Source organism: Methanobacterium congolense (assembly GCF_900095295.1).
Lineage (GTDB): Archaea > Methanobacteriota > Methanobacteria > Methanobacteriales > Methanobacteriaceae > Methanobacterium_C > Methanobacterium_C congolense.
On sequence record NZ_LT607756.1, the window covers coordinates 1,436,057 to 1,460,287 of the forward strand.

Sequence of the window (24,231 nt, forward strand, 5' to 3'; positions counted from 1 at the left end):
TGGAACTAAAAAAAGACCACAGGACGATATCATGTTTAAAAAGGTTTTGATTGCAAACCGGGGCGAAATTGCCATAAGAGTGATGAGGGCTTGCAGAGAACTGGATGTTAAAAGTGTTGCAGTTTATTCAGATGCTGATAAAAACTCACTTTTTGCCAAGTATGCAGATGAAGCCTACAACATAGGTGAACCAGCACCAGCTAAAAGTTACCTGAACATCGACAAGATCATCGATGTTGCAGAGAAATGCGGTGCAGAAGCAATACACCCCGGCTACGGATTCCTTGCTGAGAACGCCAGACTTGGAGATGAATGTGAGAAACACGGCATAAAACTCATAGGACCCAAGGGTTCAGTTATAAATTCCATGGGAAGTAAGATCGAATCTAAAAAGCTCATGCAGAAGGCAGGTGTTCCTGTCGTACCCGGTGCAAGTAAGGGAATAAGCAGTATAGATGAAGCAGTTTCCATGGCAGAATCCATAGGCTACCCAGTCATTGTTAAGGCATCAGCAGGTGGTGGTGGAATAGGTATGAGAACTGTTTACGAGGAGGATGAACTGGTAAGGGCGATAGAATCCACACAATCCGTTGCTGCCTCTGCCTTTGGAGACTCAACCGTGTACATAGAGAAGTACATAGAGGAACCCAGACACATAGAGTTCCAGATACTTGCAGATGAGCATGGAAACACCATACATGTTGCAGACAGGGAATGTTCAATCCAGAGAAGACATCAGAAGCTTATAGAGGAGGCACCATCCCCTATTATGACTGATGAACTCCGTGACCAGATGGGTTCTGCTGCGGTTAAGGCAGCTGCATCCATTGGTTACACAAATGCAGGTACCGTTGAGTTCATATATTCAGATGGAAATTTCTACTTCCTTGAGATGAACACCCGTATACAGGTGGAGCATCCAATAACAGAGTTCGTGACAGGTGTGGACCTTGTGAAGGAACAGATAAAGATAGCATCTGGAAGGGAGCTCTGCTGCAATCAGGATGAGATACAGGTCCATGGACATGCCATAGAGTGTCGTATCAATGCTGAAGATCCATTGAATGACTTTGCACCTAACCCTGGTAAGATCACAGGTTACAGGTCTCCTGGAGGTACAGGTGTGCGTGTTGACAGTGGTGTTTACATGAACTACAGCATACCACCCTTCTACGATTCAATGATATCCAAGCTTATAGTCTGGGGAAGAACCCGTAACGAGGCAATTGCACGTATGAGACGTGCACTGTCTGAGTACATAATTCTCGGTGTTAAAACAACCCTTCCCTTCCACAAGTCCATGATGAACAACCCTCATTTCATAGAGGCCAAACTTCACACACACTTCGTGGATGAACACAAGCAGGATATAGAGGAAAATATGAAGCAAGTTGTACTTGCAGATAAACAGAAGGAAGCACGTCTTAAATCAACATTTTTACCTTCCAAGAAGATTGCAGCTGTTTCAGGAGCTGTTTCAAATTATATGGCCCATACAATTGCTCAAAAAGAGAAGAAGTAGGTGTTTTAGATGGTTAAGCAGAACGTATTGAAGACCCTGTATGAAAACCTTGAAAACTGCGTTTCAGGTGAGGATATTGCATCAAAACTGAATATTTCAAAGGAAGAATTGTTGGATCAAATCGAATCCCTGAAGGAGGATGGTTACGTAATAGAATCATCCGATGGGGACATGTACTGCCTCCGGAAAACTCCCAATCTTCTCCTGCCCTACGAACTGAAGAGAAACCTTGAAACTGAGTACATGGGCCATGAAGTTCACTACTTCAAGAAGGTGGATTCAACCAACGAAGTTGCCAAGAAACTTGCAGAGGAAGGTTCGCCAGAAGGAACCCTTGTTGTGGCAGAAAGTCAGAGCAGGGGAAGGGGCAGGCGTGGAAAGAAATGGGTGTCACCTGAAGGTGGTGTCTGGATGAGCATGATACTCAGACCTGAAATACCTCCCATGAACGCACCCCAGCTCACCCTTGTAACTGGTGTTGCAGTGGCCGAAACCCTTAAAAGTGAATGTGGACTTGACGTTGGGATAAAATGGCCCAATGATATATTAATTGGCGATAAAAAGGTCTGTGGAATACTCACAGAGGTCAGTGCAACCGTGGACATGGTTGACTACGTTGTGGTGGGTATAGGTATCGACCTGAACGTTGACGTGGATCTCTTCCCACCAGAACTTCGCAGTGGTGCAACATCCCTGAAAATGGAACTTGAAAGGGAGATACAGAGTGTTAAACTCGTCCAGAAATTCCTGATTAACTTCGAAAAGACCTACGGCGATTTCAAGGAAGGTAAGTTCCCTGAAATACTTAAAGAATGGCGCATACTCTCCACAACAATTGGAAACTACGTTGAAGTGCATAAACGTGGCAGGACTCTGAAGGGTGAAGCTGTGGGTATCAACAAGGACGGTGTTCTCATAGTGGAACTCGACGATGGAACCCTTAAAAAGGTCCTATCTGGAGAATGCATCCATGTCAAAAAGTAGTAAGAGAAAGTAAGGGGATATATTTGTTATAAATTTTGTTATAAATCCTTTTTTTATTTACTTTTCAATAAAATACTTGATTTTTAATATTTTTAATTTGTAAGTGAATTTTATAATGAACTATTTTTAATGTTTTTTTCAATGTTTTTCAGTCCACGATTATCTCAGATGGCTGTCCAAGGTCTCCCAGTATATGGAAGGTTTTTCCTGTGAACTTCTCTGCAGCGTATATGTTGGTGAGGGTGTGCTGGGTGAGTTCTGCTGTTTTTACATGGGATTTTCCTGCAAGGGCCATGTAAGGAACTATCTGATCTCCCATGTACCTGTCCAGGGCCGCACCCCCAGATATGTGGTGCAGAAGTTCTTCTGCTGCATTTTTTCCAACGAGTTCTGCCCTCTTTCGGGGTTCTCCAATTGAACTTCCACCTAAGGGCGTTTTCCCATCCGTCCAGAGAACTATGGCAGATCCAGGACCGATCTCATCTGTAGAATGCTGAATTTCAATATATGCACTGTAACCTGCGGATCTGAGCACCTTTCTGGCACTTTCAGCCTGTCTCACTGCAACATGTTCTGGCAGATTCACACAATGTGAAACCCCTTTTATAGAATCAAATTCAGATTCTAAAAGTGTTACTGGCTTTAATTTTTTTACGGGATTTATTTCTGCCCTTAAAATACCCCCTCCCCTTGGGTAGTGTCCCCTCCGTTTCACCTGGACATTTGCCCTGCATCCCAGGGAATGTAATATGGGCAGTGTGACGTGTTTCAGGTAGTCAACTGGTGGTGCCCATTTAACGTCTGTACCTCCTCTGAGGGTTAGTGTGACGGTTGTATCTGCAAAGGATGCCGGGATCATTGCTGCCTGGAGTATCAGAGTTGTGCTTCCAGCAGTTGCCACATCAACGTGATAGTTTCCACCAGCGCGTGATTCTGGTTTGAAGTAAAATTCCTGGGAGCCTATCTGGATGTCTGTGCAAGTTGCACTGCTCATGTCCTGAAGGAGTTTGAGGGCATGGAGGTGCTGTGGCATGAGTCCAGGTTTTGGTCTTCCAGCCCTTACCTTGGTCATGTGGAATGGTTGAAGTTTAAGAGCAGATAGTGCTGCAGAAACCCTTAAAAGAGCTCCTCCACCTTCACCATGGGCCCCGTTGATTTCTATCATGTATTGCACCTGTGTAAAAAAAAAGTTTTGAAATGGGAAAAAATAAAAAATATGTTTAGTTCTTCCTTTGAGCATCCTGGGATGTACCTAGAACTGCCCTGCATGCACCTTCATCAGAGGCTATTGATTTAAGTTCATGAAGGGTTTTCTTAAATGCATCGATGAGTTTCTGCCTTTCAATTCTTGAGGCATCCTTGGATGCAAGATCTATCCTCACAGTGGCAGATGCACCGGGCATTCCAACTGCAGGGATGGTTATGATGCTGTGTTTCTCAAGGAGCAGCATTGCAAAGACAAAGGCAAGATCCTTCTTGCTGAGACAGGTTTCAACACCAGCAGCGCCCATCTCTGCCATGAACCCCTCTGGTTTCATCATGAAGCCTGTGGGTGTTTCCATGATGCTCGGGATATCCTCCTTGAGGGCTGTGTAAGTTTCATCCTTAGTGTGGAAGGCTTCAACTATACGTTCTGGTTTGAAGTTTTCAAGTGCACGGGCCATAGCAACAACAATGGGTGGTTGGGCTTCCAGTCCAAACTGAAGGGCCTTAGATTTGACCCTGTCAATGATGTCCTCTTTTCCAGCCATTAATCCTCCTCTTGGACCATCCATGAGTTTGTCTGTGCTGGTCACTGCAAGGTCTGCACCCATGTCCATTGCCCTGGGCTGTTTGTAAACCACCGTTCTGAGCCTTGCACCGGAAGCATCATCAACGAAAACTGGAACACCGTGTTCATGTGCAAGCTCAACAACCTTCCTGAAATTGGTTTCATCAACCACTTGATGGTCCATGGTGGATCCTGTTATGAATACCAGTGAAGTTTTTTCTCCAACCTTGAATTGGTTTACATCATCAAATTCTCTGTAGCTGGCACCCACAAGTTCTGCACTGCGGGGTATTGAGGGATGGGCCGGTGATTTTGGAAGGTAGTGTACGATCTCATCTCCATCCTGTACAAGGGCCAGTATGGCTGCGAGTATTCCTGAACTGGTTCTGTTGAGGGCCAGGATTTTCTCCCCGCCAAGGTGTTCCCTTCCAAGCCTCTGGATCTCATCCTCAAAAACTGCAGGTCCTGCATAGGTTTCAAGAAGAGCCATATCACCATCTAAAAGTGGAAATCCTCCTGCAAGACCAGTTAAGTCGTAGATGGATGTCCTTCCATTGGAACGTACCCTGGATCGTATGATCTTCAGGGCAGATTCTCTGCGTTTCACCTCATCCAGTGAAGATTCTATGATCATATCAATCGTGGAAATGGCTTTTCTGGTTTTCTGGTTTTAGTACTATTGCACTGTCTGCAGAGTTCTGTAGGGCTGCACTGAAACCAGGCTCAGCACCTATTACTATTGTTTCCTTCCCGTTTTCTTTGGCCTTGTTTATTATTGGTAAGAAATCAGCATCACGTGTCATGAGTGCAATAACATCAATGTTAGGATTGTAAATGAGTTCCATGGCTTCAACTGCCATATAAACATCTGTGTCACCTGCAACAACGATCGGTGTAAAACCCTGGTTAACTATGGCTTCTATAAGCTTGTCTGAGGCGTACTGGTTTAATAAAACCTTACCTATTCTCATATTACCATATTCAGATATTATTTCCCTTACAAGGTCAAGGTTAAGACTGAATTCCTTTCTTAACATGTTAGGGCCGTCAACAAGGAGTCCTATATTTTTGCCCCCAGATTCTGTCCTTTTTAAGGGAATATAATCTTTAAGGGAGCTTAATTTTTCAAAACTTCGCATTTTTGTCCTCCATGCTTATTGTTACTATATTTTGTTGCTTTTTAACTGAAAAAAGTTGATGATCTGTATAATCGAAATTATGCCCATATGAAAGCTTTTTTTAAAAGCTGATCCAGTTGATCTGGATGGTTTTTGAAAAAAATCATTAGATCATTTCCATTTTCAGAGTTTATGGGAACCATCAAGTTCCCTTTATATTATTTTATGAATTTCTGAACATATATAAATGACATGCCAGTTTTTGAGTGGTTCAACTTCATGAGGGATCTTTTGCAGGACATGTCATTACATATTGGAATGAACATTGAACCTTCAGATATTCATTGAATTGGATAGGTTACTCTATCTCAAGGGAGAATGCATCCTGGAATAATTCCTTAACTACTTTAAACTCCTTTTCTCCCAGTGGTTTTACTGTCATTGCATCGGAGCTTTTGAGGTAGTACTCTGCACTCATTATGGTTCCTTCATCGTTCATGTAAAGATACAGACCGTCCACGAATTTGTCAGGATTCTTGGTTGGCAAGTATATCTCAAAGCGTATCATAACCTCAGAACCCTCTATGCTGTCCTGAAGTTTGTCCTTTTTAGTTTCATCCTTAAGGGCCTGCTTGAAAAGTCTCATTCTTGATTTTAATTCTTTTTCAGTTAGTTCTGAATTTTTAGTATTTTCTTCCATAACATTCACCACGATATATTTTCTATTTTTCACTGAATATAATGATTCAGAAATAAACCTTTTTTAATCCTTGGATATTCAAACAAAAGTTGATTTTCCAATCTTTTAAAGGTTTGTGAGATACCAACTTACATTGATCTTGTAGGTTTTAAAGGTTTTCTATTGTAGCTGAAGAGGGATATTTTTCGGGTATTTTCCTGTAAGACCGTAATAAAAATTGGAAATCTTCTCTGAAGCCATGATGATCCAAGTGGGCATTTGGAAAGAAAAAAACAAATTATATATAACTTCAGGATAAAGAAGAATAGTTATAAATCATGATAAAGAGGTTAGTGTATGGCTATGGAATGTCCAGTATGTGGTAGGGCCACATCAAACAATGGAATGTACTGTTCAGAGTGTGGTGAAGAAATGGTGTTCATTGGAAAGCCCACCGAATCAATCCCTGCTGCGGATGTCAGATATCCTGAACACGATGATCTCCACTGTGAGTTTGAGCGGATCCTCAGTGAAATGATAGTGAACCGATGCAACTCATAAGGGATATTGAATTTTAAAATTAGAGATTTTTTTTAAGTGTTTTTTTAATTCTCAATGGATTCTAATACTTCTTTTAATAGTTCTTCAAACATTATAACATAATATCATTAAGGACATTTATCATATGTATACTTGAGATAATCAATAATGATGTTATCAGTAAATAGGAATGTCCTACCCTATATAAAAAAAACATGCAGCGAAGGATTCTAATCAATACACCTATAAACTACTCTTGAAATAGAAACTATTCTTTGAAGATGCTATGAAATCACTAGGACAGACATAACCGAAGGAACTAATTGAGTATAGAGTAACACTAATAATACTTCATTAAAATTAATATTTTTTAAAGGGAGGTTAAAATGCAGATTAAAAGTAAAACTGAGGGAAAAAATTCCATTTCAAAAATTGTTAACTGGAAATTGTATTTGATTTTGTTAATTGCAGGTACCTTTGGAGCCATAACCATATGGCCGTACACTCTCACCCTTGAAGGGGGATTACTTCAAAATTCACCAGTACCTTTATCCGTCCTCGTGGCTGCTCAAATTATCCAGACCATAGTCCTGCTTGCTTTTACTATCTTCGTTGGTCTTTACCTTGCCAAAAAAGTTGGACTTGGACTTCCAATACTCGAAGGATGGCTCGAAGGCCGTGAAGTTAAAGGCTATTTAAAATCCATACTTGGAATATCAATTGGCCTTGGAGTATTGGCAGGTATCCTGATAATTGGCCTTGATTATCTGTTTTCCTTTGCTGGTGTATCCATCAACATAACTCAAGCTTCAATAACTCCTCCTGCATGGCAGGGATTCTTAGCATCTTTCTATGGCGGAATAAACGAAGAGATTCTCTTGAGATTATTCTTAATGACCATAATTGCATGGATAATCTTTAAAATCAAAAGTACAGAAGAAGGAAAACCAACAAACACAGGTATGTGGTTAGCCATTATCTTAGCTGCAGTTATCTTTGGTGCAGGCCATTTACCTGCAGTGATGAGTCTAACAACACTCACACCCATGGTAATTGTTCGTACCATTCTTCTAAATGCTGTTGGCGGAATTATATTTGGATGGCTTTACTGGAAGAAGGGTTTAGAATCAGCCATGATATCCCATTTCTCTGCAGATATCGTGCTGCATGTAATTGTGCCTTTGGCCGTGTTGATTTGAACTATCCATCTTTAAATATCTTTTTTTTAAATTTTTTGGGTGAGTACACTATTTTTTTACAAATTTTAACTACAGGATAGGTTTGATTGAATTAAATCCAGCCATCTTTGAAAAATTTTTTTATTGGAAAAAAACTTGGAATATGATGTAATTTTACTTCGCTAAACTGCCGAGTATGGCGAAATTTCGCACCTCCAGCCCTCGTAAATCATAGAAACCGCAAGAATTGGATTTTCATCTCCCCCATCCTGCTGCCTCCGCGCTAGCGGCCCCAGCAACCGATGGTGCTGGAACCCTTGAAAATTCAATTCATTGCCCCTATGATTTGAATCTCTGAAGCGTGGTACCCTAATTTTGTCATACGACAGTTTAACGATGTTGTATACGCTCCGCAAGATGATAAAGAAAATTAAAAAAAATAAGTTTTTATCATCTTGCGTCCATTCCAATTCAACTGAAGATATATGCAAATCGGGATAGCGCTCGTGGGGCGGGGGCCCCTCGATAGGCTCCTCAACATATATTTTCAGGAACAAGCCCAGTTGCAAGCAAGGGGCTATGAAATGAGTGATTGTTAGAGTGATTGTTAGAAAACATGAATTTCTGCCAGAGCTCAGGATCCTTCCAGCTGCAGGTGAAATTGTTCAGGGCAGTAAATATTGTTCAAATCAGGCAATGTTAATGAAAAGAGAGGAAATTGTTAATTAAAAGCAATATGTGGGGGTGAGGAACAGTGCAGCTTTTCATGGGTAGATTGGGGTTCTAAACTTGAAAAAATTAGTGTGCTGCACCGCCTCCAATTTAAAAGTCGGTTACAGAGTTATTTATATTTTGTTATTAAGGAACTGCGCTGTTACTCATAATGACCTTGTACAGCTCCAGAACCACTCACAGGGCCAGCTGCAACTTAAAGCAAACAATGAAATGTAGTAAAATCGAGCCGAAGGCTCAAATATGCCCCTCAGCCGTGGGAATTAAATAGTATATTAAATGTTATTACACTTGAAATTGCCGACTGCAAACAATATTGTAAAAGTAAAATGGGGTGAGGAGGTGCAGCTCCTTGGGTATGAATTGGGGTCATTACACAAGTAATTAATTAGGACGCTGCACTGCCTCCAATTGAAAAGTCGTTTCTTAAAAGATATACCTTTTTTGGCGATTCTACCCCTTTTTCTAATTGTTTTCTTCTGATGTTAAAGCGTACAGATTATCGGCCATCTCCTTGTTGGTTTCACTTTTATCTCTTGGATTCTGTGGTGTTATTTGGTGATGTTAATGCTGTTTACAATACCTTGGAACTGGCTATAGTAGTTAGCGAAGTCAGCTTCAGGTGCTCCAAAACGAAGTATGTATATGGATTTACCTTGTTCACCAGTTATAACATAGTAATATTTGTATACTGCTCCTGAGACCGGGTTTGGTGAGGTGTATATTATTTCATCTACTGTGTTGTTGCCTATTTGTCTGTTAGTGTTGCTTAAAACTGTGGTATTCGTTCCGTCACTTTTCCATGATAGAACAGCCAGATTTCCTAGTGATGGAATGTCGTATGATGCAAATAGGGGTTGACTGCTCGCGTTGATATAAAGAACTCCTAGAGTCACGTTTCCATTACCTAAATTACCTATCGTTTCATTTTGAGCATTACCTGAAGTCCAATTTACAGTTACGTTATCTGACCAATTGCCAGGATACTGAAAAGAAATTCCTGAACTAGAAAATGTCTTATTTTGAACAGAATTTGTGCCTATACATCCAGAAACGCCTACAATAGCTAAAATTAAAAACAGTACCAAAATACTCCATATCTTTTTCATTACTAATCACATCCAAATATTTTTGTTTTCTAAAAAAATTAAAAAATCATAATCGAATGGTTGAACAATTTGTTTAATTTAACCCTGTGGATTTAACATGATTGAACCAGTTTGTGCATTTACATATACATCCTGAGACACATGTGTATCAGGGTTCCTTACTCCAACTTGATAACATGGAGCAACATATGTAGGTGAAGTTTCATAATCCACGTACATAACACTCCATCCATCCCCTACACTCTTTAATGCAATATTTGCCGCTTGATTAGCAGTTATCTTACCATTACTCGAAGTCTTTTTAGTAGTACTAGTTTTTTCAGTTTGAGTTTGATTCGTTGTGTTATTAGCTGCGGCGGTTGTGTTATTTGTGGTATTGACGACCATATGATTATTGTTTTGATTTCCTATCAGTAAACCTACAGTTAAACTAAGTGCAGCCACTAAAACCACACATAGAACCAAAAGTATTGTTGTAGTCTTTTCCAATTTTAAACCTCCACTATCTAGGTCCAAGTAGTCATTTCTTCGGTCTGATTATTGATTGATTTAAACTCTGATGCTGATTTTGCCACCAAAGCCTTTCCTTGGTTATATAAAGCGTGATCACCGTTTTCTTTTCCATTTGACATGTCATAAAGCCCATTAAATCTGTCTGAAGTCGCTTGAGTTAATTTTTTATGATACGTTGCATATCTTGCAGGAGGAACTGTTACCATCATGATAGTAAGAACATTTCCACAAAATGCCTCATTTGAAGGATCCACGTCAGTATAAACAATTTTTCCTTCTGTAACATCCCCTGTTGTGTCTAAACATTCTACCCAATGGTTTACGTTTGCGACATATTGGTTTTCAGTTAAAGGTTTGTCACTGTCTGATTGATCATCTGTTGGAGAGGAAGGAACTAAAGTAAATAAAATAAATAAGATTATAATAGCTATTGCTCCAAGGATTAACCCCTCTGCCTTTCTATTTTTCAATTTAGTTCCACAATTACTACAAAAAGTTGAATTGCTTTGATTTTCTGTGCCACATTTTGGACATTTCTTTGACATTACATCACCTCCCACTTCGAATTTTAGTAGTAGTCATAGACTGTTACTTGCCAGTCTTGGAGGTCTGTGACTGCTATGTTGACTTGGTAGTTTCCTGGTCCTGCTGAGGTTTCGATGGTTTTTTCTTTTGTTGTTAGGGCTTCTGTGGGTTCCCATGATATCAAACCTGTAGTTAAGGCAGAATTATCTTTTAACAAGTCAACACCCAGTATATTTTGTTGATAGTCCATTGGAGGTGTTGCAGTCATAACCACCTTGCACTTTTGGCCTTGAATAATGAAATTCATCACACCTTCGTCAGGTTCTGTGTAAGTAGCTACTTGATGCCATGTAGCCTGGCCTGTAACAGTTTCAGACTGATTCACGGTATTCGTGTTATTAGCTGCTACAACTCCTTTGTTCATTTGCAGTAACATTCCCGAAGTCAAACCCAAACCTGCAACCAAAACTACCACTACTAAGATCAACAGTTTAGTAGAGGTCTTCATTCCTTCGTTATCTTGTTTTGCGGATTCGGTTATTGTTAGCGTTGAGCCACATTTTTCGCAATACTTAGCATCTGAATCGTTTTCATGTCCACATTTGATGCATTTCAATTTAATACACCCTCATTTGTGGTATTAAATCACTTATGTAACTTAAATTGCCTTCAATATTTAAAAGAATGGCTAATATTACTAAGAAAGATATTATGAAAGCTATTCCGAAAATAAACCATGAATCGTTATCATTTGCATTATGATAAAGGAGGTACAGTCCAACAACCAATCCCAGAGGTGGAAATATAAAAGCAGATATCCAACCAATAACCTTAGTATAACCTTTTACTTCAGTATTCTTGGATATAACAACTTGTGAGTTGTTTGAATTAAGTTTAGAACCACATTCTTTACAAAAAACAGCATCTTCATCATTAGTTACCCCACACTTACTACAAAACATTACCAAAAGCCCCCCATATTAATCAATTAGACATAATTGAAGTAATCTAAACCTTTTCCTATTTTAAGAGTTCAAGTTAATATTATTAATATTTTTCGTTTAAAACCAAATAGAAAACATAGAATTTTATACAACATAAATAGACTGTTCAGAATATAATAACATAATTCTGAAATAAATACCAAAAAATAAAGAAAAAATTATCATAATTAGAAGAAATAGCATAAAAACTGATCAGTTAATGATATTGAAAGTGTCCAGCCCAGCCAGGCTCCACCTGCACATCCTCCAACTCCCCACTCAGTACCCGGGCCAGCTGCAATTTAACACCGACGAGCCTGCAAGTGCCGTGATAGACGTGATAAATTCAGGTCCTGTGGTGCACCTGTGGAGGGTTCAGCTCCAGGTCTTTACCGAGTCAGGCCGAATTGAGCAATTCTTTGATACCCTGATGGGATCAGGCTGTCCTTCAAATACAGTTTATGGGTTTAAAATAGTCTTTACTAGGTGTATTCATGGTTTCTGTTATGTGCATCTTATTTTGGATTTTATGTTTCTATTAAATTTAAAAAGTGGATTGTGAGGTTTTCTGCCTGTATTATTTTGAGTACATTTCAATAACTTTGTCATGGGCTAAATATTCAAATTCATTTACCTCAGTTACTTCATTTAAACTTTTTGTTCCATATTTTCTTTCAAGAGCCTTCAGAATTAAGTAATCTGCTAAATGAGGATTTTTAGGGAGTAATGGGCCGTGAAGGTATGTTCCTATACAGTTCTTGTAAACTATTCCTTCCTTCATATCTTTACCATTGTTACCGTAACCTGTTTTAACAATGCCTAACGGTTTGTAATCACTGTATGTTCTTCCTCCATGATTTTCAAAGCCCACAATGGTTTTAGGAAGTAAATTTAATTGATTTTCAATTATTATATTTCCGATTAAGCGTCCTTCTTCGCTTAAAGTGGAATAATTAAAAATTCCAAGTCCTGGAACTTCGTTGCCTGCACTGTCAATATATTTTTCTCCTAAAAGTTGGTATCCTCCACAGATAGCCAAAACAACACCATTATCCTCAATTATTTCTTTGAACTGTTCTGTGTACTTTCTAAAATGGGAGTAAACAATATTTTGGGATCTGTCTGAGCCCCCACCAATGAAAAATATGTCCCCATCTTTTAAGTCCTTTTTTTCAGAGTTTATATCAAAATTCGTTATTTTTGGTGTTATTCCACTCCATTCACATCTCTTTTTAAGGCAAACAACGTTACCTATATCTCCATAAAGATTCAGTACCTCAGGGTACATGTGGTAGATGTTTAATTCCATTTATAAATCCCTCCCTTCGTGTTGAAATTTTAGCACAAGATCACGCGTTTGAAAAACAGCTGTGTATGTAGGTAAGATATAAACGATTTCAACATCATCCTGATTAACAGCCTTTTTTATTGATTTTTCAATGTTCTCATCTATTTCTATCATCTTTGTTGATAGATCATCATATTTGAGCCTGAGTGCAATGTCTTCTGCTCTTTTACCTGAACAAGACACTGTTTTTAAATTTTCAATTCCATGGATTTTATCCATACATGCATCCCAGATCCATGAAACATCCATTCCATCTGCAGGGTTATCATTCAAAATAAAAAGAATAGATTTTTTTCTCTTATCATAGTAGATGCTGTTTATTACTTCTGTGAGGCCAATGGGATTTTTTACGAGGGCAACTTTAACTAACTTGTCAGAAAATTTGAACTCTTCCATCCGTCCAAGTTTATAATCAAAATTCTTAATTCTATCCAAAATATTATTGGGATCCGTTCCTACTTCAGAGCAGAATGCAAAGGCTGCACAAACATTGTAGATATTGTAAATACCTTCATATTTGAAGTTTATATCCCTAAAAATTTCTTTACCCACCATATCAAAGGAGTATTCTTGGTTGTAGTGGATATTTGTGGAGTAGTAATCATAATCTGGATTTTCAAATCCACATTCTTTACAATGGTAGGATCCTAATTGTCCATAGTTAAAGTATTCATAGTCCATGTAACTGTCACATACTGGACATAATTGAGTTTCTACAACTGTTTTGTCTTTACTGCTGAATTCATTCTTTTTTACGCCATAAAATATATTATTTTTATTAAGCTGTGCAAGTTGAGATACCAGTGGATCGTCTGCATTGAGAATTAAAGTTGTATTCAATGGTTTTAAGGTATCACGCACCATTGAAACTGTATTTTCTATTTCACCGTATCGATCCAGTTGATCTCTGAAAAAATTTGTTACAATGACGTAATCCGGCTCCAGATCACTTACTATTCTTTGGAATGATCCCTCATCAACTTCAAAGATTCCCCAATCATATTCAGATTTAAAGTTTTCTATAATCGTGCTTGCAATACCCTGGGGCATGTTGGCACCTCTCAAATTTGAGAGAATATTCTCATTATCCTCCTTGAGGATATGGTAAATCAGGTTGGTGGTTGTGGTTTTACCATTGGTACCTGTTACCACCACCACTTTTTTGCACATATTACGGATGATCTTCAGTAAATCTGGTTCAATTTTAAGGGCAATATTTCCGGGTAAAGCCGTAGCTTTCCTATTAAATCTTTTTAAGCCCCATCTTACTGATTTACCAACTGCAACTGATAGATAGAAACTAAAATTATTTCCCAATCTAACCTCCCCATCTCAATTAATATTCTATTTTACTTTCATCATATTTTTTTTATAAAATTTAATACGTTAAAATTCATTATTCTATCCATTCCCCTCATTTTAAAGATTTTGTTGTTGAAGATGTTGGTTTCTAACTTCAAAACTGCCAGAGCAAAGAAGATTCCGATTAATGCTCCGCATATAACATCTAATGGATAATGAACCCCTATGTAAACTCTGGAAAATCCTATTACTCCTGCAAAGAGGATTAATGGATAGATTAATCTGATTTTTTTGCCTTTAATCCCTAAACTGTATTTAAGGCCCAGAACTGTGGCCACTGCAAAAGAACTTGTTGTGTGGCCTGAAGGGAATGAGTAAATTTCAGTTTCTGGAACGAGCTGATGAACGTGGGGTAGAACAAGAAACGGCCGGGGCTCTGCAACTAAATATTTTAAGAAGTATACTGCAACATTTCCTAAAAAAAGTGCCAGTAATCCCAGGATAGCCACTTTCTTAGCTTTGGTTCCGCCCAAAAGATACAAGGCCACACAAACAATTCCCCAAGCCATTAGACTTCCAAAAGCTGTTAAAATAGGCATTAAATGGTTTAGAAAACTATTTTGCATTCCCAGATTAACATAATAAAATAAAACAGTATTGTAATGCATTAATCCTGTAATTAAAACATGAAACATTCATAAAAACTCCCTAACGATTCTTTTAACTTTTTAAATCATGGTTTAAAAAAAAACCATAATGTAAATTTTAAACCCAGTATACCATGGAGTGGTTAATAAATGAGAATTTCATTACTTCGGATGATCAATAATCCATTAGTTTCCAATATTTCCTAAAACGGGATTATTGCTTGTATTATCCATTAATCAATTGAAACTCATCTATTTTAACCATAACATATTATATTAGGGATTTTTTTAGAATTAATCCCTATTCGTTGTTATTAGTCTTATTAACTATATTTAAATAATTATTCCCCTATTATGCCCCAATCTCAACCCAATTAATGCCCACTTTACATAGATGAAAACAGATTATCAAATTTTGAAGTAGATTAGTCCATAATTAAATACTTTTTAACTTAGAAAATAATCAACAACCCATTAACCTTTTTTTATAGGAATAAAAAGAGAGAATTTGGATATCAAATGCATGCTGTCATGATTAAGACATGACAACCATTAAAAAAATCCTTTTCAAGAAGTATATAATCTTTTTACTATTTTAAAACAAGAATTTGAATAAAAGAACCCTCCCCTGGTGATATTAAGAGGGTTAGTTGTGATAAATGAGTTCAGTTTGTCAAATGGTCATTGCATGACGATTATGGATGTCTCTTATTATATCTATAACATTTTTTCCAATTTACACCCCAATTTTTACCTTAACTTTCAAAAAAATTACAAACATAACTTTCACGAAAACAGAATACTAATGTAATTAATACACTTAAAACATCAATTCTATGTAATCTCAGTGAATATTAAAAAAACCCTATTAATCTAAAGAATCACCTAATTAACAATAATATTTATAATAATTCGTCCAAAAGGATAATTAAAAAGAATCTTAATTGTATGTTTAAGTTCATTTGATGGGGATTGTTATGAAGAAGTTACTCTGGTGGTTAATAGCTGGCAAAAGAGGAGGTATAAATCGGGCAAGGATAATCAAAGCCCTGGCCGAAAGACCTTACAACATGCATCAGCTTTCAGAGGAGCTTAATTTAGATTACAAAACAGTACGCCATCACATCAAAATTTTAGAGAAAAATAAGTTAATTAAACCAACTGGTGATAAGTACGGTAAACTTTATTTTTTATCTGGAGAAATGGAAGAGAATTACGGTATTTTCGAAGAGATCTGGGAAAAGATTGGGGTAGAACAATCTGGAGAAGGTCATTAATTGGAGGAATGAGAAAAGATGATATTAATTGAATCAGGAATGTTGAATGTAATTCAATACGTAGCCATTGGAATTGGAGCAGTAAATATCTCCTTACTATTCGGATTGCTCTACATTTACTGGACAAGCTACAAGAAGATTAAATCTGAATTCACAATAGGACTCTTGTATTTCACACTTGTTCTTCTACTCCAAAACGTCTTGGCAACGGGAGTACTGGTTATGCTTCTAATTTCAGGTGCCGGAACCCACAACCCTGAAGGAATGGAACATCTGGTGGAATTATTCACACTAAATGCAATTCAACTGGTGGCTTTAGGCATTTTATTCAGAATAACATGGTGATAAATCCTCAAAAACTTTTAAAGGGCAATAAAATTTCATATCCCACTAATATTTTTTTTTAAGTGGAACTAAAAACCGATTAATTCCTGCCCAAAATATTTAACCCCAATTAAAAGGTTTTATCCCAAATCTTTCTCCTTTTTAATTTTAAATCTTCTTTTATTCCAACTTTTTTTTTATTTTTTTAAATTATTAAGCCCCTTTTTTGATTTTTGGTTAATGTGAAAAAAAGATTGGGTTGAGATTGGGGCATAATTTTGGAATAAATACTTAAATATAGGTCATTAAATTAAGGTCAAGGAACTGAGTGGAATTATCATCTGAAAAATCCATTTTTAAATGATTTTTTTAAATATTATCCCATAAAACAAGGTTAAATAATTAAAATAACTGTTAAATAAGTTTTTATCATAAAAGATTGAAGTTAGTCTTTTTTTATGATTGAAGAATTTGACATATTCATATTCCACTTAATAAACCAGCATGCTGGTTAAAACCTGTTAAAAACGCATTAAAAGAGACTTAATCAAAGGTAGCATCTCTTAAAAATAGAATTACAGAGGTTATTTTATGTTTAGTATAATTGAATTTGTAAGCAGCTTCGTAATTAACCTTATAAGCAGCCTGGGTTACTGGGGTGTTTTCATTGGGATGACCCTTGAAAGCGCATGCATACCCCTTCCAAGTGAAATTATAATGCCCTTCAGCGGATTTGTTGTCTGGCAGGGCAGCACCAACATGACACTATGGGGCATAACTCTCATCGGAGCTTTAGGAAACCTCTTCGGAGCCCTCATAGCCTACTTCGTGGGACTGAAAGGAGGAAGGCCACTACTTGAAAAGTACGGCAAATACGTTCTTGTAACCAAAAGCAGGCTGGCACTTGCAGATAAATGGTTCGACAGGTACGGTTACGAGGCAGTCTTAGTAAGCAGAGTTCTGCCCGGTATCAGAACCTTCATATCCCTACCTGCAGGAATAACTGGAATGGACCTTAAGAAGTTTGTAGCATACACCTTTTTGGGTTCACTGCCATGGTGCTTTGTTCTGGGTTACATTGGAGTTCAGTTAGGTCCAAGATGGGAAATAATACGTGGATACTTCCACACACTGGACATGCTAGTTGTGGTGGGTCTTGTAGTGTTCATTGGTTACATGATCTACAAGTACGCGGGAAAAACTTCAGAGATTCAGAAGCTGGATGAGAATGAAAAATAGATACAGTATTTTATCAGGAACAGTGATTGTACTGGGACTCTTCATCCTTTTAAACACAGTTTTCTGGGACAATCCCACGGTCCTTACAGATTCCTTTGTTTTAGTTCTGATTATGGGAGGATTTGTAGCAACTTTCACATCCCCCGGTACTAAAGCCCGAGCTGGGCTGATTTCAGGTCTTGGTGTTTCCATTATCCTAATACCCTACACCTTAATTAACAGCACATTTGTACCTGTGACTGCAGGGACCTTGCTGAATTTATTGGTACTTCCAGGCTTTATGATGTGTATTGGGGGCTACATTGCAAAGCTCGTGAAGATGGAGATTAAAGGTTAAGTGGAAATAAATTTTTAAACTGATACCTGAAAATCCTTACCATAATATATTTATTAAAAATTAAGACCTAAACAGTCTTACAGTGGAAGATCCACCCCAACTGCTGGTACAATACGAAAACAAAAATCACATACTCCCATTTAAATTAGTAAATGAATACAAAAAAATATCCAATTACATTCAAACTGTTCAACCACAACAAACCATGGCTATTCACAAAAAATAGGAATTCACTAACTTTTTTTAGATCTAATAATGTGAATAATTAATTGAAATTTAAGAGTTTATGCTTAAACTTCATAGTTTGTATTACTCACTATTTAAATCTTTGTCCTCCAACGGTTTTTAGGCATGTCATCCTTAGATATTCCTTGTCTTTTTAAAGCTTCCAGGGAGGTGAAAAATTGATAGGAAAAAGACATGGGATAATGTTTCTCTGCGTGCTCATAGCCACAATGAGCTGCGGATTCGCATTCCAACAGGCATGGACCTCAGACACCGGACAGCCACAGAAGATCACAGGGGACGGTCAGAACATACTCGTCACAACCTCCTCAGCCATCAAGGAGATAGACCCCACCGGTGCACAGGTCTGGAGCCAAGACATCACAGTTTCAGGAAACGGATCCGCGGTTAAGGCAGGAAAATACGTCTTTGTAGGTACAGCTAACGATGCAAGGGCACTGAACAAAGCCGATGGTTCAACCAAGTGGACCAAGACCGACGTTCTAGGTGCTGCACAGCCTGTGAAATACGTGTTTGTCAAAGGTACGTGCGTGATATTCTCAAACAGCGAGAAAGCAATAGTTCTCGATAGGGAAACTGGAAACAACCTCACTGCAGTTCAGGACGCCCCCACCACTTCTGAACCCTCAGTCTTTGGAGGTTACTACTTGGCTGGAACCGCAAGCGGAGTCACAGCATACAAAGGATTCATGCTGCCCGACCTACGCGTTAAGAGCATAACCAAAGCCAGCGACAAGACCACTGCAAAGATAGAAAATATCGGACTCTCGGATGCATCCAAGGTCCTTGTTAAATTTGTTGTCAGAAAAACCGACGGAACCTACAGGACCATCCACCTTAACGCAGGAACCATAGGTGCAGGACAGTCCAAGGACATCGTTATAAACGGTGCATTCAGCAGAGGATACACTATAGTCGATCCCTACTACGCCATAACCGAACTCAACGAAGGCAACAACCAGAGATACTTCAGCTAGACGTGTCTTATAAAAAACCCAATTTTTTAACTTTTTTTTCTTTTTTTTGAAGTTACAAAAAGGACTGATAAAAAATACCTAAAAAGGAGGAATATGAATGGATTTAGAAGAAATTCCAAGGGTTCCTCTCATCTTTGGACTACTGATACTTGCCCTGGTCGCTGGTGTGGCTGGCTACTCCTACCTCAACAACGATAGCTCTCAGCAGATCGCCACCCCTGCCCCTGCGGCTCAAGAACCCTTGACAGATGAGCAGATGAAGGAGAACCTTGAAAACCCCACTTCGGAGATGAACGAAACTGCAGACGATGTTCTGGACTCTGAAAGCATTGACTCCGGCACAGTCTATGAAGGAACATCCACACACAGCACAGGTAAAAAGGCAGTTTCTGCAGTAGCCGTTGTGAAAAAACCTAATTCACACCCCACAAAGCCCTCAAAACCTGTAAAGCCACAGAACCCTACTAACACAAACCCAACTAACTCTAATGATCAACAGAACCAGCCAGGACAAGGTGATGAAGGCTACTACACCGACGAACCATGGGACCCCCTTGAACCACCTGCAACCAACCCAGATGGTGAAGGAGACTACGGTGGAGACGATGAATTTGAGGAAGACAACGGAGGACAGGGAGATTTAATGCCATAAAACCCTAAATCTCCCATTTTTAGGTGGTAGCTCCATGAAAAGGGTTTTAGGATTCCTCATACTCTGCTGTTACTTCGGCATAATAGGGTTTTCAGGAACTTCCTATGCTGCACAGGTCTCTGAGGTTGAGATCCCGGATGACGATTGTCCCGATGGATCCAACTTCGACCAGATGAAACCAGGTGAGGTGTTGATAGATGATACAGACAACATGGACAGGACCTTAATCGACCAGAGCTACACAAGAGAATACAACTACCAGCGCAGTTCTGTGCCCATCTCTGACAGCAGACTCTCAAACCTCCATGGCCGTCAGGGATTGAAAACACTTGCATTCTACTTACAGCAGAACTTCAACCACCGTAAAGGTGCATCAAAAACAGCTCATGGCGTTATAGCAACTGGATACGGTGACTGTTGGGGCCTTTCAGATTTTGCAGTGGAGGTCCTCACAAAGAACGGTTACACGGTCAAACTCGTTCAGGGACGAAGCTCTCAATCAAATGCTCACAGGTGGCTGGAAGTTCAACTTGAAGATGGTTCGTGGACTACATTCGATCCCTCTTTAGTTACCAAAAAATATCATTACAAACCCTACTGGTACAGGTGTGCCCAGAAAAATCAGGTTTTAGGGGTGTACTGCCCATGATAGATAAAAAAAGTGGAATTGCCTATGAACAGGAGCTTGTGAGGCTTTTCAAGGATGCTCAATATACTGCCTTCCGTTTGCCAGGGTCATCTGCCAGGTCTCCTGATATTTTGGCAGGTGATAGGAGTTCAGTATTTGTGATTGAGGTTAAAACTACGAGGGGTTCCAGGGTCAAGATCCGCAAGAGCCAGATCCACACCCTTCTAAAGTGCGCCCACGACCTCAACGCTGAAGCTCGTGTTGCCCTACGCTTCATTGACAGGGACAGTTCATGGCGTATTGTTAAACCCAACGCTCTCGAGATCCACGAAAAATCATATTCAATCGACTACAACAACGCCTGCCTGCGAGGCCTTGAGTTCCATGAACTGGTTTCAAACGAACTGCAGAAGCGATTCCAATGCAACCAAGGAAACCTGAGTGTTTAGAAAAGATCCTGGAGAACATCAAAGCGGGAAAGAACTCCCTTGTCTGGAAGAAGAATGCATACAACTACGTTGAGGCTGTCTCAGAGAGTTACGCTGTGGTGTACCTGAATGAACTTGCCCCCATCAAACCCAAACTCATCCAGCTCATCACAGCAATACAGGAGACGCGTGACCGTAAAGTACCGGCCCCAACACAGTTCCAGAGGATGACAATCGAAGAGTTGAAGGAAATGCTCTTCAAGAAAGTGTCAGGCTTCAAGGTTGTTCTTGTGTTCAACCACTTTGAACGACTGACACCTGCAACATCAAGGTTCTGGCTCTCGATTTCAGGTCATGAGCGCATAGTTTTCCTGGGATCCATCTGCGGAAACTTCAAAAAGGAGGCATTCGGGTTCTACCAGACCTTCGAAGTTGTCAACCAAAAGCTGATGAAAAGTGAAGGCTCAGGCTCTGAAATTGACATAACAATGCCCTTCGTCCTCATCGTCGGGGCCTTCATCTTCATATGCTTCCTGAAGATCAGTTTGATAGGGTCCGTCATGCTAATCAGTGCCCTATGGTTTGCATTCTTAGTTGTGAGGACGCTGCTTTACCTTATCAGATGAGAGGTGATAAAAATGAGTTACAAAGGAATTTTACTCCTAGATAAGAAACAGATGAAGTTAAAATTCAACTTCAGTGAGCCACATAAGGTCAAGGCCATTGACGATGATGTGATCTTTGCAATATTCGATTCACTGGAGCTGGCCGTTGCAAACTTCGGAAAAAAGAATGTCCTAAGGGCACTCAAGGGCCATGAAGTTGAAACCTCCCTTGAGCTTCCTGAAAAACTTAAAAGTGAACCTGAGGAGGTTCCAGGGTACTGGTGAGGCTCATGAGGTTCTACACACATATACCTGCAGGGTTGCTTTTATACACCCTGCTCATCTGGATATTTGGTCAGCCATACACCATAGCAGGTGTCCTTACTGTTGTCCTGTTCTCCGTACTCCCTGACTTGATCGATAAACTAACTGGTGAGCACAGGGGATGGGGACACTCTGGAATCTGGCTCATACCCATCGTTGTACTAATTTTTCTTAAACCTGCCCTTGGAATTGCCTGCTTCTCAGCCTTTTCCATGCACGTTCTTTTAGATGCCGTTACAAAGAAGGGAGTACCTTTCCTTTATCCATTCTCCAAGACTCGTCTGGTCATGCCCAAGAAGGAAAAAAGCAGGATTCAAACGGGTTCAAAGCAGGAAACTGCCCTCTGTGTTGTCATTATTTTACTCTTAATTCCTCTCACTTACTGCGTTCTGTGCGGTGTTCCTGGCGATCTTTTTGCCTCTGCCTCATCAAACTCCACAAAACTGAACAAAACAGGCAACAACAGTACTAAAGGTTCGTACAATCCTTACTCTAATTTGAGAAACTCGACAGGATACTCTGGTTATTCTAAGGGTAGCTCTGGAACAACTTCTGGTTCTGGATCTTTAACCAAAGACCTGAAGTCCAGCTCAGGCACATCTCAAAATAGAAATTCCACAAATTCAACATCTGAAGAACTTGATCAAGGCCTTATTAGCTGGTTAAATCAGGATTTGACCAACAACAATCAAACAACAAATTCAACCACTTCAACGAATGACGAATATGGAAACAACATCGCTGATGTCCTGGTGGGTCCTTCCCAAACAATTCAGGACTTGGCAGCGGGTTCAGATTCAACCGATCAGGAAGATGCAAAGAACACATTTTTCTCAGATCTACAGAGTCAGTTCGACAACCTGGTTGAAGGGGTGCCGTATGAAACGAATTCATCAGATTCAGACCAGTCCATGTTCGATTTCGACGGTACAACCAACCCCGATGCAGAGGGTGAAGAGAGTTCAGATAGTGACCAGCTCGGTCTGATGCTTGCAACCTTAACTCTGTTTGCAGGAGGTGGCCTCGTTGGTAAGGTCTGAAATCATCACCTGTGCCTTCCTTGGCCTCATCATCCTCTCCCTTTTTATCTCATCTATTGAGGCTGCAGGATATCCAGATCTATCTGTTATCGGTGTTTCTCCGTGGGATGCCAACATGCCAAACAAGTACGTTTCAGGTTACAGGGTGGCGGTTGCAAACTACGGCTCTGCTCCCTCGCCAAACTCGACCATGGAGTTTTATGTACGCACTTACGACGGAAAAACCCTTAATAAGAACTTCACAGTTCCAAGCATACCTGCGGGTTCTGCAAGGAGTTTAAAATTTTCAATGTGTAACGGGACGGATGGAAGTTTTAAGAACGGCTACGTCATTGTCAACAGGAAGAAGAGCTTCAGGGAGATTAAGTACAAGAACAACGCCAGGAACTTTGGTTTGAAGGAGACCATTCCCTCTTCATCCAACTTGACTGTTGAGGAGTTTAGGAAGGACAACAACCCCGTGAGTAGTTACAACTCCTACAGTGATTTGGTATCCTACAACTCTCCCCTTTCCTCAGAGATGAATATAACTGAGATCCGTGTCAGTATTTACAACGGGCCGAGTTACTGGTACAACATTGCCTATGCAAGGTTCCATATCCCCGGTTATATGCATGAAAACACCACTTTGTATGTTTCAGGTACATCCTACTCACCTACGTCCTGGGATGAGGACACCATAACCTTTGACTTCCCTGATATTTACAGGACCTACAGTGCCTATGTCATTGTAAGAGGAGAATCTTTAGAAAAAAAGAATGCCTTTAGGGAACCATTCGAGTTCGTGGACACTTCAGGAAACAACGTGGTTGCAGACGGTAACACGTGGCGCAGGGGTGCTGTTGAATTCTACACGACACCCTACACATGGGTAAAACTCAGCACCAAGACAGCACCATTTGGATCTTCATACACAGCCTCCTCAAGTGCCGATAGAATAACTATCAAAGCTAACAATGGAGGTAGATACGTTGCAGGGTGGTTCCTGATACCGCGTGGAAACTTCACCAACATCACAGCCCTCTATGGATCTAACTCAATTCAGGCCAACAATGCAACTGGTGGTTACTACGGGGTTTTCCATCCATGTGCAAGGCAGGATTCTATCGGGTTTCAAATGGAAGGGTCTAACCTGGGGTTTTCGAACTTCAGGAGCTTTGGTTTCAGTCCGTGGACTTGGAGGGAGCAGTACTAAAATTTAAT

At 39.6% G+C, this 24,231-nt stretch carries 29 protein-coding genes and 1 pseudogene; 17 read left to right on the plus strand and 13 right to left on the minus strand.

Features of this window, described 5'->3' with window-relative positions:
* The first annotated feature begins 31 nt into the window (after nt 1-31).
* Together MCBB_RS06805 and MCBB_RS06810 are read left to right on the plus strand one after the other, a co-directional pair.
* Nucleotides 32-1,522 carry an acetyl-CoA carboxylase biotin carboxylase subunit gene (locus MCBB_RS06805; protein ID WP_071907053.1) on the plus strand — a complete coding sequence of 497 codons (1,491 nt, stop codon included), beginning with the start codon at nt 32-34 and terminating at the stop codon, nt 1,520-1,522.
* A 9-nt stretch (nt 1,523-1,531) separates the two neighbouring features.
* Nucleotides 1,532-2,506: a biotin--[acetyl-CoA-carboxylase] ligase gene (locus MCBB_RS06810; RefSeq protein ID WP_071907054.1), complete on the plus strand. Its 975-nt coding sequence runs from the start codon at nt 1,532-1,534 to the stop codon at nt 2,504-2,506.
* A gap of 148 nt (nt 2,507-2,654) precedes the next feature.
* Here the strand turns inward: MCBB_RS06810 and rtcA are convergent, their stop codons facing one another.
* The 4 genes from rtcA to MCBB_RS06830 form a co-directional block, all read right to left on the minus strand.
* Nucleotides 2,655-3,671 (minus strand): RNA 3'-terminal phosphate cyclase, encoded by a 1,017-nt coding sequence (gene rtcA / locus MCBB_RS06815; RefSeq protein WP_071907055.1) that lies wholly within the window; start codon nt 3,669-3,671, stop codon nt 2,655-2,657.
* 55 nt (nt 3,672-3,726) lie between these two features.
* Complete coding sequence (locus MCBB_RS06820) at nt 3,727-4,911, minus strand: TIGR03576 family pyridoxal phosphate-dependent enzyme (protein WP_071907056.1); 1,185 nt, start codon at nt 4,909-4,911, stop codon at nt 3,727-3,729.
* Between the two features lies 1 nt (nt 4,912).
* Complete coding sequence (locus MCBB_RS06825) at nt 4,913-5,416, minus strand: TIGR00288 family NYN domain-containing protein (RefSeq protein ID WP_071907057.1); 504 nt, start codon at nt 5,414-5,416, stop codon at nt 4,913-4,915.
* A 337-nt stretch (nt 5,417-5,753) separates the two neighbouring features.
* Nucleotides 5,754-6,095 carry a hypothetical protein gene (locus MCBB_RS06830; protein ID WP_071907058.1) on the minus strand — a complete coding sequence of 114 codons (342 nt, stop codon included), beginning with the start codon at nt 6,093-6,095 and terminating at the stop codon, nt 5,754-5,756.
* A 336-nt stretch (nt 6,096-6,431) separates the two neighbouring features.
* Between MCBB_RS06830 and MCBB_RS06835 the strand changes: the two genes are divergently transcribed.
* The 3 genes from MCBB_RS06835 (at nt 6,432) to MCBB_RS12120 (ending at nt 8,521) form a co-directional block, all read left to right on the plus strand.
* The gene (locus MCBB_RS06835) at nt 6,432-6,635 is read left to right on the plus strand and encodes a hypothetical protein (RefSeq protein ID WP_071907059.1); all 204 of its coding nucleotides are present in this window, start codon (nt 6,432-6,434) and stop codon (nt 6,633-6,635) included.
* Nucleotides 6,636-7,000: 365 nt separating this feature from the next.
* Entirely contained in the window at nt 7,001-7,813 is an 813-nt protein-coding gene (locus MCBB_RS06840) for a CPBP family intramembrane glutamic endopeptidase (RefSeq protein WP_071907060.1), read from the plus strand.
* A 567-nt stretch (nt 7,814-8,380) separates the two neighbouring features.
* On the plus strand, nt 8,381-8,521 hold the full coding sequence (locus MCBB_RS12120) for a hypothetical protein (protein ID WP_171899102.1): 141 nt from the start codon (nt 8,381-8,383) through the stop codon (nt 8,519-8,521).
* Nucleotides 8,522-9,075: 554 nt separating this feature from the next.
* On the opposite strand, the gene MCBB_RS06845 is transcribed toward MCBB_RS12120, so the two are convergent.
* The 9 genes and pseudogenes from MCBB_RS06845 to MCBB_RS06880 form a co-directional block, all read right to left on the minus strand.
* The gene (locus tag MCBB_RS06845; RefSeq protein ID WP_071907061.1) at nt 9,076-9,633 is read right to left on the minus strand and encodes a hypothetical protein; all 558 of its coding nucleotides are present in this window, start codon (nt 9,631-9,633) and stop codon (nt 9,076-9,078) included.
* Nucleotides 9,634-9,711: 78 nt separating this feature from the next.
* Entirely contained in the window at nt 9,712-10,122 is a 411-nt protein-coding gene (locus MCBB_RS06850; protein ID WP_071907062.1) for a PepSY domain-containing protein, read from the minus strand.
* Nucleotides 10,123-10,139: 17 nt separating this feature from the next.
* Nucleotides 10,140-10,691 carry a zinc ribbon domain-containing protein gene (locus MCBB_RS06855; RefSeq protein WP_071907063.1) on the minus strand — a complete coding sequence of 184 codons (552 nt, stop codon included), beginning with the start codon at nt 10,689-10,691 and terminating at the stop codon, nt 10,140-10,142.
* A 23-nt stretch (nt 10,692-10,714) separates the two neighbouring features.
* Nucleotides 10,715-11,146 carry a hypothetical protein gene (locus MCBB_RS06860; RefSeq protein WP_231916326.1) on the minus strand — a complete coding sequence of 144 codons (432 nt, stop codon included), beginning with the start codon at nt 11,144-11,146 and terminating at the stop codon, nt 10,715-10,717.
* Nucleotides 11,147-11,224: 78 nt separating this feature from the next.
* Nucleotides 11,225-11,287: pseudogene (locus tag MCBB_RS12415) on the minus strand (zinc-ribbon domain-containing protein); the annotation flags it as partial.
* Nucleotide 11,288: 1 nt separating this feature from the next.
* Nucleotides 11,289-11,633: a zinc-ribbon domain-containing protein gene (locus tag MCBB_RS06865; protein WP_071907065.1), complete on the minus strand. Its 345-nt coding sequence runs from the start codon at nt 11,631-11,633 to the stop codon at nt 11,289-11,291.
* A gap of 598 nt (nt 11,634-12,231) precedes the next feature.
* Nucleotides 12,232-12,963, minus strand: coding sequence for a type 1 glutamine amidotransferase (locus tag MCBB_RS11950; RefSeq protein WP_071907066.1), 732 nt, complete (start codon nt 12,961-12,963; stop codon nt 12,232-12,234).
* The gene (locus MCBB_RS11955) at nt 12,964-14,319 is read right to left on the minus strand and encodes a MurT ligase domain-containing protein (protein WP_071907067.1); all 1,356 of its coding nucleotides are present in this window, start codon (nt 14,317-14,319) and stop codon (nt 12,964-12,966) included. It lies immediately after the preceding gene.
* 41 nt (nt 14,320-14,360) lie between these two features.
* Entirely contained in the window at nt 14,361-14,999 is a 639-nt protein-coding gene (locus MCBB_RS06880; RefSeq protein WP_084789885.1) for a phosphatase PAP2 family protein, read from the minus strand.
* A 929-nt stretch (nt 15,000-15,928) separates the two neighbouring features.
* Between MCBB_RS06880 and MCBB_RS06885 the strand changes: the two genes are divergently transcribed.
* From MCBB_RS06885 to MCBB_RS06940, 12 genes are all read left to right on the plus strand, one after another.
* Entirely contained in the window at nt 15,929-16,228 is a 300-nt protein-coding gene (locus MCBB_RS06885; protein WP_071907069.1) for an ArsR/SmtB family transcription factor, read from the plus strand.
* An 18-nt stretch (nt 16,229-16,246) separates the two neighbouring features.
* Nucleotides 16,247-16,573, plus strand: a complete 327-nt coding sequence (locus tag MCBB_RS06890; RefSeq protein ID WP_071907070.1) for a hypothetical protein — start codon at nt 16,247-16,249, stop codon at nt 16,571-16,573.
* Between the two features lie 570 nt (nt 16,574-17,143).
* On the plus strand, nt 17,144-17,791 hold the full coding sequence (locus tag MCBB_RS06895; protein WP_071907071.1) for a DedA family protein: 648 nt from the start codon (nt 17,144-17,146) through the stop codon (nt 17,789-17,791).
* The gene (locus MCBB_RS06900) at nt 17,781-18,128 is read left to right on the plus strand and encodes a hypothetical protein (protein WP_145976020.1); all 348 of its coding nucleotides are present in this window, start codon (nt 17,781-17,783) and stop codon (nt 18,126-18,128) included. The genes MCBB_RS06895 and MCBB_RS06900 overlap by 11 nt, the downstream gene beginning before the upstream one ends.
* Before the next feature lie 404 nt (nt 18,129-18,532).
* The gene (locus MCBB_RS06905; RefSeq protein ID WP_071907073.1) at nt 18,533-19,351 is read left to right on the plus strand and encodes an outer membrane protein assembly factor BamB family protein; all 819 of its coding nucleotides are present in this window, start codon (nt 18,533-18,535) and stop codon (nt 19,349-19,351) included.
* Nucleotides 19,352-19,448: 97 nt separating this feature from the next.
* A complete protein-coding gene (locus MCBB_RS06910; RefSeq protein WP_071907074.1) occupies nt 19,449-20,003 on the plus strand; it encodes a hypothetical protein in 555 nt (184 codons plus the stop codon).
* Between the two features lie 34 nt (nt 20,004-20,037).
* Nucleotides 20,038-20,652, plus strand: a complete 615-nt coding sequence (locus tag MCBB_RS06915; protein ID WP_071907075.1) for a transglutaminase domain-containing protein — start codon at nt 20,038-20,040, stop codon at nt 20,650-20,652.
* Nucleotides 20,610-21,080, plus strand: a complete 471-nt coding sequence (hjc, locus tag MCBB_RS06920) for a Holliday junction resolvase Hjc (protein WP_145976021.1) — start codon at nt 20,610-20,612, stop codon at nt 21,078-21,080. The genes MCBB_RS06915 and hjc overlap by 43 nt, the downstream gene beginning before the upstream one ends.
* On the plus strand, nt 21,053-21,685 hold the full coding sequence (locus tag MCBB_RS06925; protein ID WP_145976022.1) for a hypothetical protein: 633 nt from the start codon (nt 21,053-21,055) through the stop codon (nt 21,683-21,685). The genes hjc and MCBB_RS06925 overlap by 28 nt, the downstream gene beginning before the upstream one ends.
* A gap of 12 nt (nt 21,686-21,697) precedes the next feature.
* Complete coding sequence (locus MCBB_RS06930; protein ID WP_071907078.1) at nt 21,698-21,949, plus strand: hypothetical protein; 252 nt, start codon at nt 21,698-21,700, stop codon at nt 21,947-21,949.
* Between the two features lie 5 nt (nt 21,950-21,954).
* The gene (locus MCBB_RS06935) at nt 21,955-23,028 is read left to right on the plus strand and encodes a metal-dependent hydrolase (protein ID WP_145976023.1); all 1,074 of its coding nucleotides are present in this window, start codon (nt 21,955-21,957) and stop codon (nt 23,026-23,028) included.
* Nucleotides 23,015-24,223, plus strand: coding sequence for a CARDB domain-containing protein (locus MCBB_RS06940; protein ID WP_071907080.1), 1,209 nt, complete (start codon nt 23,015-23,017; stop codon nt 24,221-24,223). Before MCBB_RS06935 ends, MCBB_RS06940 begins: the two co-directional genes overlap by 14 nt.
* Nucleotides 24,224-24,231 lie beyond the last annotated feature (8 nt).

Coding starts and splice junctions, on each gene's coding strand:
- MCBB_RS06865 (WP_071907065.1), bottom strand. CDS start 11,633: ATGTTTTGTAGTAAGTGTGGGGTAACTAATGATGAAGATGCTGTTTTT.
- MCBB_RS06810 (WP_071907054.1), top strand. CDS start 1,532: ATGGTTAAGCAGAACGTATTGAAGACCCTGTATGAAAACCTTGAAAAC.
- MCBB_RS06825 (WP_071907057.1), bottom strand. CDS start 5,416: ATGCGAAGTTTTGAAAAATTAAGCTCCCTTAAAGATTATATTCCCTTA.
- MCBB_RS06830 (WP_071907058.1), bottom strand. CDS start 6,095: ATGGAAGAAAATACTAAAAATTCAGAACTAACTGAAAAAGAATTAAAA.
- MCBB_RS06835 (WP_071907059.1), top strand. CDS start 6,432: ATGGCTATGGAATGTCCAGTATGTGGTAGGGCCACATCAAACAATGGA.
- MCBB_RS06845 (WP_071907061.1), bottom strand. CDS start 9,633: ATGAAAAAGATATGGAGTATTTTGGTACTGTTTTTAATTTTAGCTATT.
- MCBB_RS06855 (WP_071907063.1), bottom strand. CDS start 10,691: ATGTCAAAGAAATGTCCAAAATGTGGCACAGAAAATCAAAGCAATTCA.
- MCBB_RS06880 (WP_084789885.1), bottom strand. CDS start 14,999: ATGTTTCATGTTTTAATTACAGGATTAATGCATTACAATACTGTTTTA.
- rtcA (WP_071907055.1), bottom strand. CDS start 3,671: ATGATAGAAATCAACGGGGCCCATGGTGAAGGTGGAGGAGCTCTTTTA.
- MCBB_RS06910 (WP_071907074.1), top strand. CDS start 19,449: ATGGATTTAGAAGAAATTCCAAGGGTTCCTCTCATCTTTGGACTACTG.
- MCBB_RS11950 (WP_071907066.1), bottom strand. CDS start 12,963: ATGGAATTAAACATCTACCACATGTACCCTGAGGTACTGAATCTTTAT.
- MCBB_RS06820 (WP_071907056.1), bottom strand. CDS start 4,911: ATGATCATAGAATCTTCACTGGATGAGGTGAAACGCAGAGAATCTGCC.
- MCBB_RS06925 (WP_145976022.1), top strand. CDS start 21,053: ATGCAACCAAGGAAACCTGAGTGTTTAGAAAAGATCCTGGAGAACATC.
- MCBB_RS06890 (WP_071907070.1), top strand. CDS start 16,247: ATGATATTAATTGAATCAGGAATGTTGAATGTAATTCAATACGTAGCC.
- MCBB_RS06930 (WP_071907078.1), top strand. CDS start 21,698: ATGAGTTACAAAGGAATTTTACTCCTAGATAAGAAACAGATGAAGTTA.
- MCBB_RS06900 (WP_145976020.1), top strand. CDS start 17,781: ATGAAAAATAGATACAGTATTTTATCAGGAACAGTGATTGTACTGGGA.
- MCBB_RS06895 (WP_071907071.1), top strand. CDS start 17,144: ATGTTTAGTATAATTGAATTTGTAAGCAGCTTCGTAATTAACCTTATA.
- MCBB_RS06885 (WP_071907069.1), top strand. CDS start 15,929: ATGAAGAAGTTACTCTGGTGGTTAATAGCTGGCAAAAGAGGAGGTATA.
- MCBB_RS06915 (WP_071907075.1), top strand. CDS start 20,038: ATGAAAAGGGTTTTAGGATTCCTCATACTCTGCTGTTACTTCGGCATA.
- MCBB_RS06805 (WP_071907053.1), top strand. CDS start 32: ATGTTTAAAAAGGTTTTGATTGCAAACCGGGGCGAAATTGCCATAAGA.
- MCBB_RS06840 (WP_071907060.1), top strand. CDS start 7,001: ATGCAGATTAAAAGTAAAACTGAGGGAAAAAATTCCATTTCAAAAATT.
- MCBB_RS06935 (WP_145976023.1), top strand. CDS start 21,955: ATGAGGTTCTACACACATATACCTGCAGGGTTGCTTTTATACACCCTG.